We start from the raw sequence: 12,546 nt of genomic DNA, 5'->3' as shown, positions 1-12,546 counted from the left end.
GCATGACTGCGCTGCCGTCCCATCTGGAGTTGGTGCAGGGCGTCGTCCTGCCCAAGCCGGTCGGCGCGCATCCGGTGCTCGACTTCGTCAACACCCGGTCCGAGTGGACCACCCGTGGCCCGGCCCGGACCGAGTGGCTGACGTCGTACGAGGCCTTCCTGATCTGGAACTCCTACGCCGGCCTGCTGTCGCCGGCCACGACGTTCCGCCTGATCGAGCAGGCCGGCAGCAGCCCGACCGAGGCGGTACGGCGGCTGCAGGCCACGCTCGGCTTCCGCGTCGACCTGTACGACGTACTCACCGGGCAGGCGACCGAATCCACCTTCGACGCGGCGGCTCGCCTGATCGAAAAGGCCGCCGCCCGTCGACGGCTCGTGCAGACCGAGGACGGACCGGTCTGGGAACTCCCGGAGGACCTCGCGCTCCCGCTCTACAACCTCGCACTGCTCGCGGGCGACCTGCTCACCGGCCCGTCCCGCGAGCACGTCCGGACCTGCCCGTCGTGCGGCTGGCTGTTCCTCGACCCGCGGGGCCGGCGCCGCTGGTGTTCGATGGCGACCTGCGGCAACCGCGCCAAGGTCCGCGCGCACGCAGCGCGCACTCGCTAGTTGAACGCAGCCGGGTCGACCGTGATCCAGGTGTGCTTGGCCCGGGCCAGCACGCGCCCGTCGGCGTCGTACAGCGTGCTCGCGGTGAACGACTTGCGGCCCTCCTCGCCGAGGTAGCGGCCGAGCACGACGCACTCCTCGCCCGGCTGCGGGCGCGCGTCGATGCACGCGGTCAGTTGACCGAGGACGGACGGGCGTCCTTCGAGGTCGATGGTCCACCCACCGGGACAGTCGAGCGCGGCCCAGAGGAACACCTCGTCGACCAGTCCGTCGGTCGCGAGATCGGCCCCCGGCCGCCAGGTGCACGCCGTACGACCGCTGCCGATCGGGCCCGGCTTCAACTGCAGGCCGCGCGCGTTCGCCGGGCCGCAGACGAAGCAGGTCGGGAACGGGTGATCGTGGAGCCCCCGGTACGTCGCCTCGGCCGCGCGCGCCTCTTCGGGCAGCACCGGGTCGATCGTCGCGTCGGCCAGGAACTCGCTCTCGACGGGCACGCCCTCGGCCACCACGGCGTCACCGTCCGTGAGCTTTCCGGAGGTGAGCTCGAGGTCCTTCTCCAGCGGCGGCGGCATGCGCAGCGTGACCTTGGCCACCTGCGATCCGGCCAGTTCCGCAGCCATTCCGGTCCCGACCAGACCGGCGACGTACCCGCCGTTGCCCGACCGCTCCGGCCCCTGGAATCGCCGCCCGACCCGCACGAAAGTCATGGCGCACGAGCCTAACCCACTCACAGATCCCACCCGCTCGGGCACGGGCCGTGGTGGAGGTGTGAAGGGTGAGAACGGTGGGAAGGAAAGGGTTTCAGGGAAATGTGAGGATTTCTCGGAGTAACTTCGCCTGACCCCTCCTGTTCAAACGACCGCTTGAACTATGCTGACTGCAGGCTACTGGGCGTGAGCAGGTGGGGTGCCTGAGCGAGCGGTAGCCGGGGGGAAGGAGAACTCTGTGGAAACACCGGTCGAAACGACCAGGGAGCGGTTGCTGAACGTCGCCGAGCAACGGTTCGGCGAAGGCGGTTACGAGGGCACGTCGCTGCGCGCCATCACGGTCGCGGCGGCCGCGAACATCGCGGCGGTCAACTACCACTTCGGCTCGAAGGAAGCACTGCTGCGCGCCGCGGTCGGGCGCGCGATGGCGCCGGTCAACACCGAACGGCGGCGCCGGCTGGACCAGTTGGAAGCGGGCGGCGAGCCGACGCCCGAGGAGATCATCCGGGCGTTCGTCGAGCCCGGTCTGGAGCTGGTACTGCGACGTGGTGAACGCGGCGCGGTGGTGGCGCGGTTCATCGGCCGGATCGCGTTCGATCCGAGCCGCCGGATCCGGGAGCTGTACGCGGCCGAGTCCGATCCGATCGAGAGCAGGTACCTGGCCGCGCTCCGCAAGGCGCTGCCGCAGGCGTCGCCGGAAGCGGTCGCCTTCGGGTACCTGAACATGCAGGGCCTGCTGGCGCTGCATCAGTCGCAAGCCCTGTCCCCGCCGCCGGGTGCCGCCGGCCACGGGAACACCGAGGACCCCGGCAAGCTCGCCGAGAATCTGGTGGCGTTCCTGGTCGCAGCCTTCGACCAGGGTCTGCGCTCCTGAGCAAGGTTGGACGGTCGGAAACCGTGGATTCCCTGCCCACGGTTTTGTCCGTGTTTTGCTCATGGATGTTCGGACCCGGGGGTAACGCTGCATAATGGCGCTCCGTGGACCCCTGTGAAGTCGTGGTTGCCGTCGACCTCGGTGGAACCCGGATGAAATGCGGCCTGGTCGCCGCGGACGGTGCCGTGCTGCACCGCGAGACCAGACCGACGCCCCGGGCCGATCCGCGCGACGGTGGCCGCGCCGTGCTCGACGCCCTGCTGGAAACCGTCGTCGAGCTCAGCCAGAAGGCGACCGCCGAGGGTCACCGGGTGCGCGCGATCGGGGTCGTCGTACCGGGCGTGATCGACGCCGAACACGGCACGGTCGGCGCCGAGAATCTGGAGTGGGTCGGTACGCCGGTGCTCGCCTCGTTGCGGGCAGCGGTGGCCACGGACGTGCCGATCGTGCTCGCCCACGACGTCCGCGCCGGCGGGTACGCCGAGTTCCGCCAGGGGGCCCTGGCCGGGACCACGAACTCGATGTTCCTTCCGCTCGGGACCGGGATCGCCGCCGCGATGATCGTGGACGGATCGCTGGTCAGCGGCGACGGGTACGCCGGTGAACTCGGTCACTCGAAGTTCATCCACGGCGACGCCGCCGAGCTCTGCGCGTGCGGGCAGTGGGGCTGTCTCGAAACGGTCGCGTCCGCGGCCGCGCTGGCCCGCCGGTACACCGCGCGCACCGGACGGACCGTCGACGGCGCGCGCGAGGTGATGCAGCTGCTGGCGGCCGGCGACCCGGACGCCGCGTCGGTGTGGAAGGACGCGCTGGCCGCGCTGATCGACGCCTTGGTGCTGTACACGACACTGGTGGCGCCGACCCGGATCGCCATCGGCGGCGGTCTGATCGGCGCCGGCGAGACGCTGCTGCAGCCGCTCCGCGAAGGTGTGCACGCGCGGCTGACGTTCCAGCGCGAGCCGGAGATCGTGGCGGCGGTGCTCGGCGAGGAAGCCGGCATGCTCGGCGCCGCGCAGATGGCCTGGGACCGCGCGCATGAGGAGGAGACGGCATGACGACGTACCGGGTGGGCCGGGTGGTGACGCCGGACGACGTGCTGGAGAACGCCTGGATCCAGGTCGACGGTGCGGACATCCGGGCGTTCGGCCGCCGGTCCGAGGGGATGCCGGCCGACGGCAAGCGGCCCGAGGACCTCGGCAACGTGACCGTCGTTCCAGGGTTCGTCGACATCCACACCCACGGCGGCGGCGGGTCGACGTACTCGACGACCGACCCGGAGGAAGCGCGCAAGGTCGCGGCCTTCCACGCCGAGCACGGTACGACGACCACGATGGCGAGCCTCGTCACCGCAACGCTCGACGACCTGGTCGAGCAGACCGCGTGTCTCGCGGAGTTGATCACCGACGGCGTCATCGCGGGCGTCCATCTCGAAGGACCGTTCCTGTCCGAGGCGCGCTGCGGTGCGCACGAGCCGTCGTTGCTGCGGCCGCCGCTCAAGGACGACGTCGCGAAGGTGCTCAGCGACGCGGTGAAGATGGTGACGATCGCACCGGAGCTCGAGAACGGGCTGGACGCGATCCGCCAGGTTGTCGACGCCGGCGCGGTCGCGGCGCTCGGGCATACCGATGCGACGTACGAACAGATGGTCGCAGGTGCCGACGCCGGTGCGACCGTGGCCACCCACCTGTTCAACGGGATGCGGCCGTTCCACCACCGTGACCCGGGTCCGGTCGGCGCGGCGCTGAACGACGAACGGCTGCTGCTCGAGGTGATCAACGACGGCATGCACCTGGACCCGCAGGTCGTCCGGGTCGCGCTGGCGGCCGCCGGGGTGAACCGGATCGCGCTGATCACCGACGCGATGATGGCGACCGGCATGCCGAACGGCCGGTACCACATCGGCAGCCTCGAGGTCGACGTCACGGACGGTCTGGCGACGCTCGCGCACGGCAGCCACTCGATCGCCGGTTCCACGCTGACCATGGACGTCGCGTTCCGGAACGCGGTGCAGGCCGGCACCTCGCTGGTGGACGCGTCCCGGATGGCGTCGACCACTCCGGCGCAGGCGTTCGGCTGGTACGACGTGGGCTCGATCGAGACCGGGAAGCGGGCGGACCTGGTGCTGCTCGACGACGAGTACACAGTCCAGAAGGTGATGCGGGCAGGGTCGTGGCTGGATTGATCGGAACCGTCACGCTCAACCTCGCGCTGGACGTGACGTACGAGGTCGACGAACTGCGGGTCGGCGGCAGTCACCGCGTCGACCGGATCCGGCGGCGGGCCGGCGGTAAGGGCGTGAACGTGGCGCGGGTCGCCGCGACGCTCGGGCACCACGCGCTGGTGCTGGGCTTCGTCGGTGGCGTGACCGGTGAGCTGGTCGCGGAGGAGCTGTTCGACGCGGGCCTGACCGCGCTGCTCACCCCGATCGCCGGTGAGACCCGCCGTACCGTTGCCATCGTCAACGATGTGGACGGGGACGCGACGATCTTCAACGAGGCCGGTCCGGCGGTGTCGCCGGACGAGTGGCGGGCGTTCGGGGACCGGATGCCTTGGGGGCGGCTCGGAGTGCTCGCGTGTTCGGGCAGTCTGCCGCCGGGGATTCCGGCTGACGCTTATGCGGAGCTCGCGGTGCGCGCGCGGCATCACGACGTACTGTCGGTGATCGACGTCGGGGGAGAGGCCTTGAAGGCCGCCGCCGGAGCGGGTGCGGTGGTGCGGGCGAATGCTGCCGAATTGCGTGCCGCTGTGGGTGATGTGGAGGTCGAGGACGGCGCGTCGGAGCTGGTCGCGCTCGGGGCGACCGCGGCCGTGATCACCGACGGGCCGCGCGGGATGGTTGCCGCGAGCAAGAAGGGCGTCTGGCGGGCACTGCCGGTCGAGACGGTGCGCGGAAACCCCACTGGTGCGGGGGATGCGTGTACGGCGGTGGTCGCGGCCGCTGTCGCGGAAGCGCCGGAGCCGGACTGGTCCCTCGTACTCAAGTCTGCTGTCGCGGCGTCCGCGGCCGCTGTATTGACGCCCGTTGCCGGAGACATCGATCTGGCTGCCTACCGTCGGTGGCAGCCGCAAGTAATTGTGAATTAGGAGAACTCATGCCGTTGGTGTCCGGTGCCGAGGTGGTTCTGACTGCGGCCAAGGCCGGTCGTGGGGTCGGCGCGTTCAACGTGATCCAGTTGGAGCACGCGACGGCGTTGATCGCGGGCGCTGAGCAGGCCGGTGCGCCGGTGATCCTGCAGATCAGTGAGAACGCGGTGAAGTACCACGGCGCGCTCAAGCCGATCGGAGTCGCGACGCTGGCCGCCGCGGCCGACGCGAAGGTGCCGGTCGTCGTCCACCTGGACCATGCGATGGACCGCGGCCTGGTGACCGAGGCGGTGTCGCTCGGCTTCACCTCGGTGATGTACGACGCGTCGAAGCTCGAGTACGCCGACAACGTCGCGGCGACGACCGAGGTGACGGCGTTCTGCCACGACCACGGCGTGTTCGTCGAGGCCGAGATCGGTGAGGTCGGCGGCAAGGACGGCGTCCACGCCCCCGGCGCCCGCACCCGCCCGGACGAGGCGCTCGCGTTCGCCGAGGCCACCGGCGTCGACGCGCTGGCAGTCGCGGTGGGCTCCTCGCACGCCATGACCGAACGAACCGCGACCCTGGACTTCGACCTGATCACACAGTTGAAGGAAATCGTCCCGGTTCCGCTGGTGCTGCATGGTTCGTCCGGCGTCGCCGATGCCGATCTCACCCGGGCAGTCGAGGCCGGCATGACCAAGGTGAACATCGCGACGCACCTCAACAACGTCTTCACCGGGGTCGTCCGCGAAGTCCTGGCGGACAACCCCAAGCTGGTGGACACCCGCAAGTACCTGGGCCCCGCGCGTGACGCGGTAGCCGCCGAGGTCGCTCGGCTGCTCGGAGTGCTGAAGGCTGTCTAGAGCGTCGCCGCGCCGCGGATCCAGTGCGCGCGGAGGTCGTCGCGCGCCCGCTGGACCTCCTCCCGGGCGACCGGGTCCGGTACTTCGAAGTCGTCGATCAGCCGGGTCAGCGCCAGCTCGAGCGCCGCGACCAGGGCGTCCTCTTCGGAGAGGTCGGACTCGGCCACACCACGCAGCCCGGCGGCGAGCGCCGTCAGCCCGGTGCGTTCCTGAGCGGTGAGCTGCACCCGGAGCTCGGTCCGATCCTTGCCCGCGCCACCCCGACCTGGGACGTCCACGCCCGGCCCTCCTCGCTGTTGGTACAGTCATGGTGCAATGCAACGACCATGTTGCACAAGGGCAAGGGGTCGCGGGTGGACGAGACGCTGCGTACGGCGACCATCGCCGTACTGTCCGAGCACGGCTGGGCCGGCGTGACGCTGGAGCGCGTCGCGGAGAAGGTCGGGCGGTCCCGGGTCACACTGTGGCGGCAGGGGCTGACGGTCGAGTCGTTGCTGAGTTCGCTGCTGGACGCGCTGGCCGACGACTACCGGGACACGATGTGGCCGGTGCTGGCCGGCTCCGGTACCGGGCGGGAAGGGCTGATCCGCACGCTCGAGGCGCTGTTCGACGTGATCGATCGGCATCTGCCGTTGATGTTGTCGTCGGATCTGGTCTTCCACCAGGAGCAGGCGCGGAACGGGCCGGTGTCGTTCCTGGATCCCTTCGAGCGGTTCCTGCGCGAAGGCGAGGCGGACGGGACGTTGCATCCGCACGGGCGGATCAGCGACGTCGCGGAGGTGTTGCTGGTGTCGGCGGCGTTCACGTACGTCCACATGCGCGGGCGGCACCACTGGTCGCGGTCGCGGGCGCGGCGGCTGACCCTCGATCTGGTGCTGCGCGGAGTCGTCGAGGCGTGAAACATGCCTGTTGCATTTCCTGCAACAGGCATGTTTCACTGATCGCATCATCGTCGTCTTTGCGCAGGAGATCACCATGACTCTTCCGTACGCCGAACCGCTCGTCGCCCTCGCACCGCAGCCCCGGGTGATCCCCGAACCGCCGCGCGCCGGCGAGCCCGGTGGCGCCCCTTGCGGCCTGTGTGACTGGCTGGCCGACTTCGAACACTCCGACCACGAGAAGCCGATCTGGTACGACGACAACTGGGCGCTGTGCCGCGCGACCGGCGTCACCATCCCCGGGGTGGTGTGGCTCGCCAGCCGGGCGCACCACGACTCGTTCGCCGACCTGCCGGACCACCTGCTGCACAGCTACGCCCCGGTGGTCGCCCGGATCGAGCGAGCCATCCTCGGGTTGGGTGACATCGCGCGGGTCCACGTCTACCGGTGGGGTGACGGCTCCGCGCATTTCCACATCTGGTTCTTCCCCCGCCCGCTCGGCATGCTCGAAGCCAAACGCGAGATGCTGGCCCTCTGGGCCAACGTCCTACCCGAAGCCCCCAAGGAGGCCGTAGCCAATGCCGAAGCGAAAATCGCCCAGGCCCTGGCAGAAACCAACTGAGATGACCGCACCTGAGGTCGGAGCCGACCAGTCCTCCTCAGCCGGGGGTGGGCTGGCTCGGCGGTTGGGGGTGGGGGATGCGGTGGTCATCGGACTGGGGTCGATGGTGGGGGCTGGGGTGTTTGCTGTTTGGTCGCCTGCGGCTCGGGCGGCGGGGTCCGGGCTGCTGGTGGGGCTCGTCATCGCTGCGGTTGTTGCTTATTGCAATGCGGTGGCTTCGGCTCAGTTGGCGGCGGTTTATCCGGTGTCGGGTGGGACGTACGTTTACGGGCGGGAGCGCCTGGGGGAGTGGTGGGGGTTTGCGGCCGGCTGGTGTTTTGTCATCGGGAAGACGGCCTCGTGTGCAGCGATGGCGTTGACGTTCGCCACGTACGTGGTGCCCAACCACTGGGTTCAGCGGGTGGTCGCGCTGGTGGCGGTGGTGGTGTTGGCGGGGGTCAATTACCGCGGTGTCACCAGGACGGCCCGGCTCACCAGAGTGCTTGTCACCTGCACCCTGGTGGTGCTGGCGATCGTGTTGATCGTCTTGTATTCGAGCCACCCAACCCACCACAGCACAGCGAGCACCTCGGCGTACGGCGTGCTGCAGTCCGCCGGGCTGCTGTTCTTCGCGTTCGCCGGCTACGCGCGGATCGCGACCATGGGCGAGGAGGTACGCGAACCGGCTCGCACCATCCCGCGCGCCATCGGCATCGCGCTGGTGATTGCCATCGGCATCTACCTCGCCGTCGCCTTCGCGCTACTGAGGACGAGCGACCCCGCGTCGACCGCGGCGCCCCTCGCGTCCGCGGTCGACGCCGTCGGTGCGGCCTGGGCGGTACCGGTCGTCCGGATCGGCGCCGCCCTGGCCAGTCTGGGCGCGTTGCTCGCGTTGATCGCCGGCATCGGCCGTACGACGCTCGCGATGGCCCGCAACCGCGACCTGCCGTCCTGGCTGGCCGCCGTACATCCCCGCTTCCAGGTCCCGCACCACGCCGAGCTCGCGCTCGCCGTGGTGGTCGGGGTCCTGGTCCTCAGCACCGATCTCCGAGGAGTGATCGGTTTCTCGTCCTTCGGTGTACTGCTGTACTACGCGATCGCCAACGCCTCCGCGTTCACCCAACCGGCCGACCAACGCCGCTGGCCGCGCGCGGTCAACGTCCTCGGCCTGACCGGCTGCGTCGTCCTCGCGGTCACCCTCCCGTGGACGTCAGCCGTGGTCGCCGCAGCAGTCCTGGCAGCCGGCCTGCTGGTACGGCGGTTCAGGACAGGTCGCGCCGGATCCGCCAGAAACTGAACCCGGCGAGCAGCAACGCGACCGCGAAGAAGACCCCGAACTCCCGCAACTGCAGATCCCAGAAGCGGCTTGCCGTGAAGTACTTCAGGTGCTGGCGGTAACCTTCATCGGCCAGCCGCTGGTAGCAGGCAGCAGCCTTGGGCGACGCCTGAGCTTGCGAGGACACGGTGCCGTTCCCCGGCGGCGGCGCGGTCGGCGCGCAGTCGACGACCCAGCTCGGCAGCGAGCTCACCGCCTTGCCGCTCTTGTCGATGGTCCGGTCGTAGAACTTCCAGGCCCCCGCATCCCCGGATGCCACCTCTATTCGCGTGACCGAGCCGTTCGGACCAGTCATCCCGAAGCCGCGGATGTTGTCCTGCGTCACCGTGACGTAGGACTGCGTCGGCGCCAGCAGGTGCGGCCGGATCAGCGACGGCGTCAGGATCTCCACGAGGATCACCACCGTCAGAGTGACCGCCAGGGCAACCACGGTTCGGCGGATGACGAGCCCTATCGCGACACCGAAGGCGAACGCGAACGCGGCGTACCCGACCGGTACCAGACCGCGGGCGCCGAACTGCAGCGGGAACATCCGTGGCAGGTAGATGTTCGAGTTCTGACCCGCGGCGATCGCGTCGTCGATCGGGGCCGACCACTTGGTGACGGCGAAGCTGAGCAACGCGGCGATGCCGATCGCGGCCAGCCCGGTCAGGCCGAGCTTGGTGGCCAGCCAGCGCCACCGCGAGATGCTCTGGCTCCACACCAGCCGGTGGGTGCCGGTCTCGAGTTCGCGGGCGATCAACGGCGCGCCCCAGAACGCGCCGATCACCGGCGGTACGGCGTACAGCAGCACGATTCCGACCTGGTACAGCACGGGGTTCAGCCGCTGGTACCCGAGGTTCTGAATGAAGGTAGTGGTCGATCGGTGGTAGTCGTCGAGTAGGCCAGGACCCGTCGACGCGAGGAAGATCAGCGCGGCCAGAATCACCGTCGCCACGACCAGGAACTGGACGCGGAACTGCCGCCAGGTCAGCCAGATCATCGCTGCACCTCCAGGACCGGGCGCTCGGGCTGGACGTCGCGGCCCATGTAGGCCAGCACCAGGTCCTCGAGCGTGAGTTGGCTGACCGTCCAGGCCGGATCGTGGATCGGCCGCTCGGTCCGGATCAGGTACGTCGACTGCCGGTCGGTGTGGCTCGCGGTGACGACGTGCTGGTAGCGCGGCAGGTCCTTCTGGTCGCGTCGCGGGCCGGTGATCCGGAAGTGCGTCGCGAGCAACGTGTCGATCTCGCCGCTCACCTGAACGCGCGAATCGACCAGCACGATCAGGTAGTCACACGCCCGCTCGACATCGGACACCAGATGCGAGGACAGTACGACGCTCAGCTCCTGCTCGGCGACCGCCTCCATCAGGTCCTGCAGGAACTCGCGCCGGGCCAGCGGATCCAGCGCCGCCACCGGCTCGTCGAGGATCAGCAGCTCGGGCCGTTTCGCCAGCCCGAGGGTCAGCGCGAGCTGCGCCCGCTGGCCACCGGACAGCCGCCCGGCCCGCTGCTTCAGGTCGAGCTTGAGGTGCTGAACCCGTTGCTGGGCAAGGGATTCGTCCCAGGCCGGGTTGAGTCGCGCGCCGAGCTTCAGGTGGTCGGCCACAGTCAGCCGCCCGTACGTCGGCGTGTCCTGCGCGACGTACCCGACCTTCGCCTGCTGTGTCCCGGCCGCGGCGCCGAGCACCTCGACGGATCCCGCACTCGGCGACAACATGCCGACGGCAAGGTTCAGCAACGTGCTCTTGCCGGCCCCGTTCGGCCCGACCAGTCCGACCACGTGCCCGGCCGGAACCTCCAGCTCGCAATCGGTCAGCGCCCAGCGCCGCCCGTACTTCTTCCCCAGCCCATGGGCCTGCAGAACGCTCGTCATGCTATGTGCTCCTCCTGAGAGGCGGACCGAAAGGTTGTCAGGAACAACGCCTCGATGCTCTCGTCGTCGAGGCCTGCCTTGCGGGCCTTGGCCAGCCAGCGGCGCAGGTCCTGGCGGAGCGGGCCGTGGGCGGCCAGCGAGTGGTCGGTGAGGGTCCGGGTGACGAACGTGCCGCGCCCGGGGCGAGCCTGGACCAGGCCTTCGTGCTCGAGCTCGCGGTACGCCTTGAGCACGGTGTTCGGGTTGATCGCCAGCGCCGCGACGACGTCCTTCACGGTCGGCAACTGGTCCCCCTCACGCAGCAGTCCGAGCCGCAAGGCGTTCCGGACCTGCTGAACGATCTGCTGGTACGGCGAGACCCCCGACCGGCCGTCCAGATGGAACTCGATCATCAGTTACCTCATTCATCTAGGTAACTAGCACTATAGAGCTATGGAACAACGGGCCGTCAAGAGCGGATCGCGTCGTACCTCCGCAGCGCCTCGCGCCGGGCCTCGGCGTGGTCGACGACGGGGGCCGGATAAGTGCCGGCGCCGTGCTTCCACGGCTCGTGCGCGGTTTTGCCGCGGAGGTGCCGCAGCTCCGGAACCCAGCGCCGGACGTACTCGCCCTGCGGGTCGAACTTGAGCCCCTGCGCGACCGGGTTGAAGATCCGGAAGTACGGCGCGGCGTCCGCGCCGCAGCCGGCCACCCACTGCCAGTTCAACGAGTTCGAGGCGAGGTCGCCGTCGCGCAGCGAACGCATGAACCAGCGCGCGCCGTACTTCCAGTGCACGTGCAGGTCCTTCACCAGGAACGACGCGACGACCATTCGTACCCGGTTGTGCATGAATCCGGTCTCCGCGAGCTGCCGCATGCCCGCGTCGACGAACGGGAATCCGGTCCGCCCGGCGCACCACGCGTCGAACAGTTCGCCTGGTTCGTCGTACCGCATGTTCTCGAACTCGGGCCGCAGCGGTTTCCACGCCGCCTGCGGGTACCGCGCGAGCAGGTCCGCGCAGAACTCGCGCCACGCCAGCTCACGCCGGAAGGCGTCGCTGCGCAGGCCCGCGAGTATCGTCCGCGGGTGGATCTCGCCGTACTTCAACGGGACCGACATCCGCGACGTGCTGTCCAGATCGGGCCGGTCCCGCTCGTCCTCGTACGCCGACACGTCGTACGCCTGCCATTGCCGCAGCGCCGCCTGCTCACCCGCAACGACACTCGCCGGCGGCAGTTCGTCACTCGCCGCCTTCACCCACGTCACCTCGGCCGGCGCTGCAACCGGTTGCCGCCACCCGTGCGCCAGCCAGGCTTTGAAATACGGCGTGAAGACCTGGTACGGCCGGCCCTGCTGGTTGCGGATCCGCCCCGGTGCGACGGCGTACGGCGAACCGGTCCGCACCAACGGGCACGTCAAGGCCGCTTCAACCTGTTCGTCGCGTTTCTGTCCGTACGGCGCATAGTCCGCGCTGATGTGCACACTGGACGCCCCCACCTCGTCCGCAACAGCCGGTACGACCGCCGCAGGATCACCTCGCCGTACGACCAATCGCCCGCCCATCGAGTCCGACAGACTGCGCAACGATGCGGCCAGGTGCTCGCGCCGCGGATCGCCGGATCGTCCCCACAGCAACGGATCCACGACGAACAGCCCCAGGACCCGGCCGGAGGCGGCCGCGTCGAGCAGGGCCGGGTTGTCGGCCAGGCGCAGGTCACGCCGGAACCACATCACTGCTGTCACCGGACTCATCCTCCGCCGGTACCCGCGGCAATT

General features: G+C 69.5%; 15 protein-coding genes. 9 read left to right on the top strand and 6 right to left on the bottom strand.

What is annotated here, in order from left to right:
* Window positions 1–2 precede the first annotated feature (2 nt).
* A complete protein-coding gene (locus tag FB475_RS09250) occupies window positions 3–608 on the top strand; it encodes a CGNR zinc finger domain-containing protein (RefSeq protein WP_141854402.1) in 606 nt (201 codons plus the stop codon).
* On the opposite strand, the gene FB475_RS09245 is transcribed toward FB475_RS09250, so the two are convergent.
* Window positions 605–1,315, bottom strand: coding sequence for a hotdog family protein (locus FB475_RS09245; protein WP_141854400.1), 711 nt, complete (start codon window positions 1,313–1,315; stop codon window positions 605–607). The genes FB475_RS09250 and FB475_RS09245 overlap by 4 nt on opposite strands.
* 238 nt (window positions 1,316–1,553) lie before the next feature.
* On the opposite strand from FB475_RS09245, the gene FB475_RS09240 reads away from it, so the two are divergent.
* The 5 genes from FB475_RS09240 (at window position 1,554) to FB475_RS09220 (ending at window position 6,118) form a co-directional block, all read left to right on the top strand.
* Window positions 1,554–2,189: a TetR/AcrR family transcriptional regulator gene (locus tag FB475_RS09240; protein ID WP_141854398.1), complete on the top strand. Its 636-nt coding sequence runs from the start codon at window positions 1,554–1,556 to the stop codon at window positions 2,187–2,189.
* Between the two features lie 104 nt (window positions 2,190–2,293).
* The gene (locus tag FB475_RS09235; RefSeq protein ID WP_238332045.1) at window positions 2,294–3,244 is read left to right on the top strand and encodes an ROK family protein; all 951 of its coding nucleotides are present in this window, start codon (window positions 2,294–2,296) and stop codon (window positions 3,242–3,244) included.
* Window positions 3,241–4,371, top strand: coding sequence for an N-acetylglucosamine-6-phosphate deacetylase (gene nagA / locus FB475_RS09230; RefSeq protein ID WP_141854396.1), 1,131 nt, complete (start codon window positions 3,241–3,243; stop codon window positions 4,369–4,371). The genes FB475_RS09235 and nagA overlap by 4 nt, the downstream gene beginning before the upstream one ends.
* Window positions 4,359–5,273 (top strand): 1-phosphofructokinase family hexose kinase, encoded by a 915-nt coding sequence (locus FB475_RS09225; RefSeq protein WP_141854394.1) that lies wholly within the window; start codon window positions 4,359–4,361, stop codon window positions 5,271–5,273. Before nagA ends, FB475_RS09225 begins: the two co-directional genes overlap by 13 nt.
* A gap of 8 nt (window positions 5,274–5,281) precedes the next feature.
* Entirely contained in the window at window positions 5,282–6,118 is an 837-nt protein-coding gene (locus FB475_RS09220; protein ID WP_141854392.1) for a class II fructose-bisphosphate aldolase, read from the top strand.
* On the opposite strand, the gene FB475_RS09215 is transcribed toward FB475_RS09220, so the two are convergent.
* On the bottom strand, window positions 6,115–6,396 hold the full coding sequence (locus FB475_RS09215) for a hypothetical protein (RefSeq protein ID WP_141854390.1): 282 nt from the start codon (window positions 6,394–6,396) through the stop codon (window positions 6,115–6,117). The genes FB475_RS09220 and FB475_RS09215 overlap by 4 nt on opposite strands.
* A 75-nt stretch (window positions 6,397–6,471) precedes the next feature.
* On the opposite strand from FB475_RS09215, the gene FB475_RS09210 reads away from it, so the two are divergent.
* The 3 genes from FB475_RS09210 (at window position 6,472) to FB475_RS09200 (ending at window position 8,894) form a co-directional block, all read left to right on the top strand.
* Entirely contained in the window at window positions 6,472–7,017 is a 546-nt protein-coding gene (locus tag FB475_RS09210) for a hypothetical protein (protein ID WP_141854388.1), read from the top strand.
* 76 nt (window positions 7,018–7,093) lie between these two features.
* Window positions 7,094–7,618, top strand: coding sequence for a hypothetical protein (locus tag FB475_RS09205; RefSeq protein ID WP_141854386.1), 525 nt, complete (start codon window positions 7,094–7,096; stop codon window positions 7,616–7,618).
* Window positions 7,575–8,894, top strand: coding sequence for an APC family permease (locus FB475_RS09200; protein ID WP_337678201.1), 1,320 nt, complete (start codon window positions 7,575–7,577; stop codon window positions 8,892–8,894). Before FB475_RS09205 ends, FB475_RS09200 begins: the two co-directional genes overlap by 44 nt.
* Here FB475_RS09200 and FB475_RS09195 read toward each other — a convergent pair.
* Genes FB475_RS09195 through FB475_RS09180 form a run of 4 tightly spaced genes read right to left on the bottom strand, consistent with a single transcriptional unit; the run spans window position 8,860 to window position 12,522 of the window.
* Window positions 8,860–9,915, bottom strand: a complete 1,056-nt coding sequence (locus FB475_RS09195) for an ABC transporter permease subunit (protein ID WP_141854382.1) — start codon at window positions 9,913–9,915, stop codon at window positions 8,860–8,862. The two genes, FB475_RS09200 and FB475_RS09195, sit on opposite strands and share 35 nt — an antisense overlap.
* Window positions 9,912–10,790, bottom strand: coding sequence for an ABC transporter ATP-binding protein (locus FB475_RS09190; protein WP_141854380.1), 879 nt, complete (start codon window positions 10,788–10,790; stop codon window positions 9,912–9,914). Before FB475_RS09190 ends, FB475_RS09195 begins: the two co-directional genes overlap by 4 nt.
* On the bottom strand, window positions 10,787–11,182 hold the full coding sequence (locus FB475_RS09185; RefSeq protein ID WP_141854378.1) for a GntR family transcriptional regulator: 396 nt from the start codon (window positions 11,180–11,182) through the stop codon (window positions 10,787–10,789). The genes FB475_RS09190 and FB475_RS09185 overlap by 4 nt, the downstream gene beginning before the upstream one ends.
* 56 nt (window positions 11,183–11,238) lie before the next feature.
* Window positions 11,239–12,522 (bottom strand): cryptochrome/photolyase family protein, encoded by a 1,284-nt coding sequence (locus FB475_RS09180; RefSeq protein ID WP_141854376.1) that lies wholly within the window; start codon window positions 12,520–12,522, stop codon window positions 11,239–11,241.
* Between the last annotated feature and the right edge of the window lie 24 nt (window positions 12,523–12,546).

It is taken from the genome of Kribbella jejuensis, from assembly GCF_006715085.1.
Lineage (GTDB): Bacteria > Actinomycetota > Actinomycetes > Propionibacteriales > Kribbellaceae > Kribbella > Kribbella jejuensis.
The sequence above is the reverse complement of the archived record's forward strand: the minus strand, read 5'-3'. Positions and strand labels throughout refer to the sequence as shown.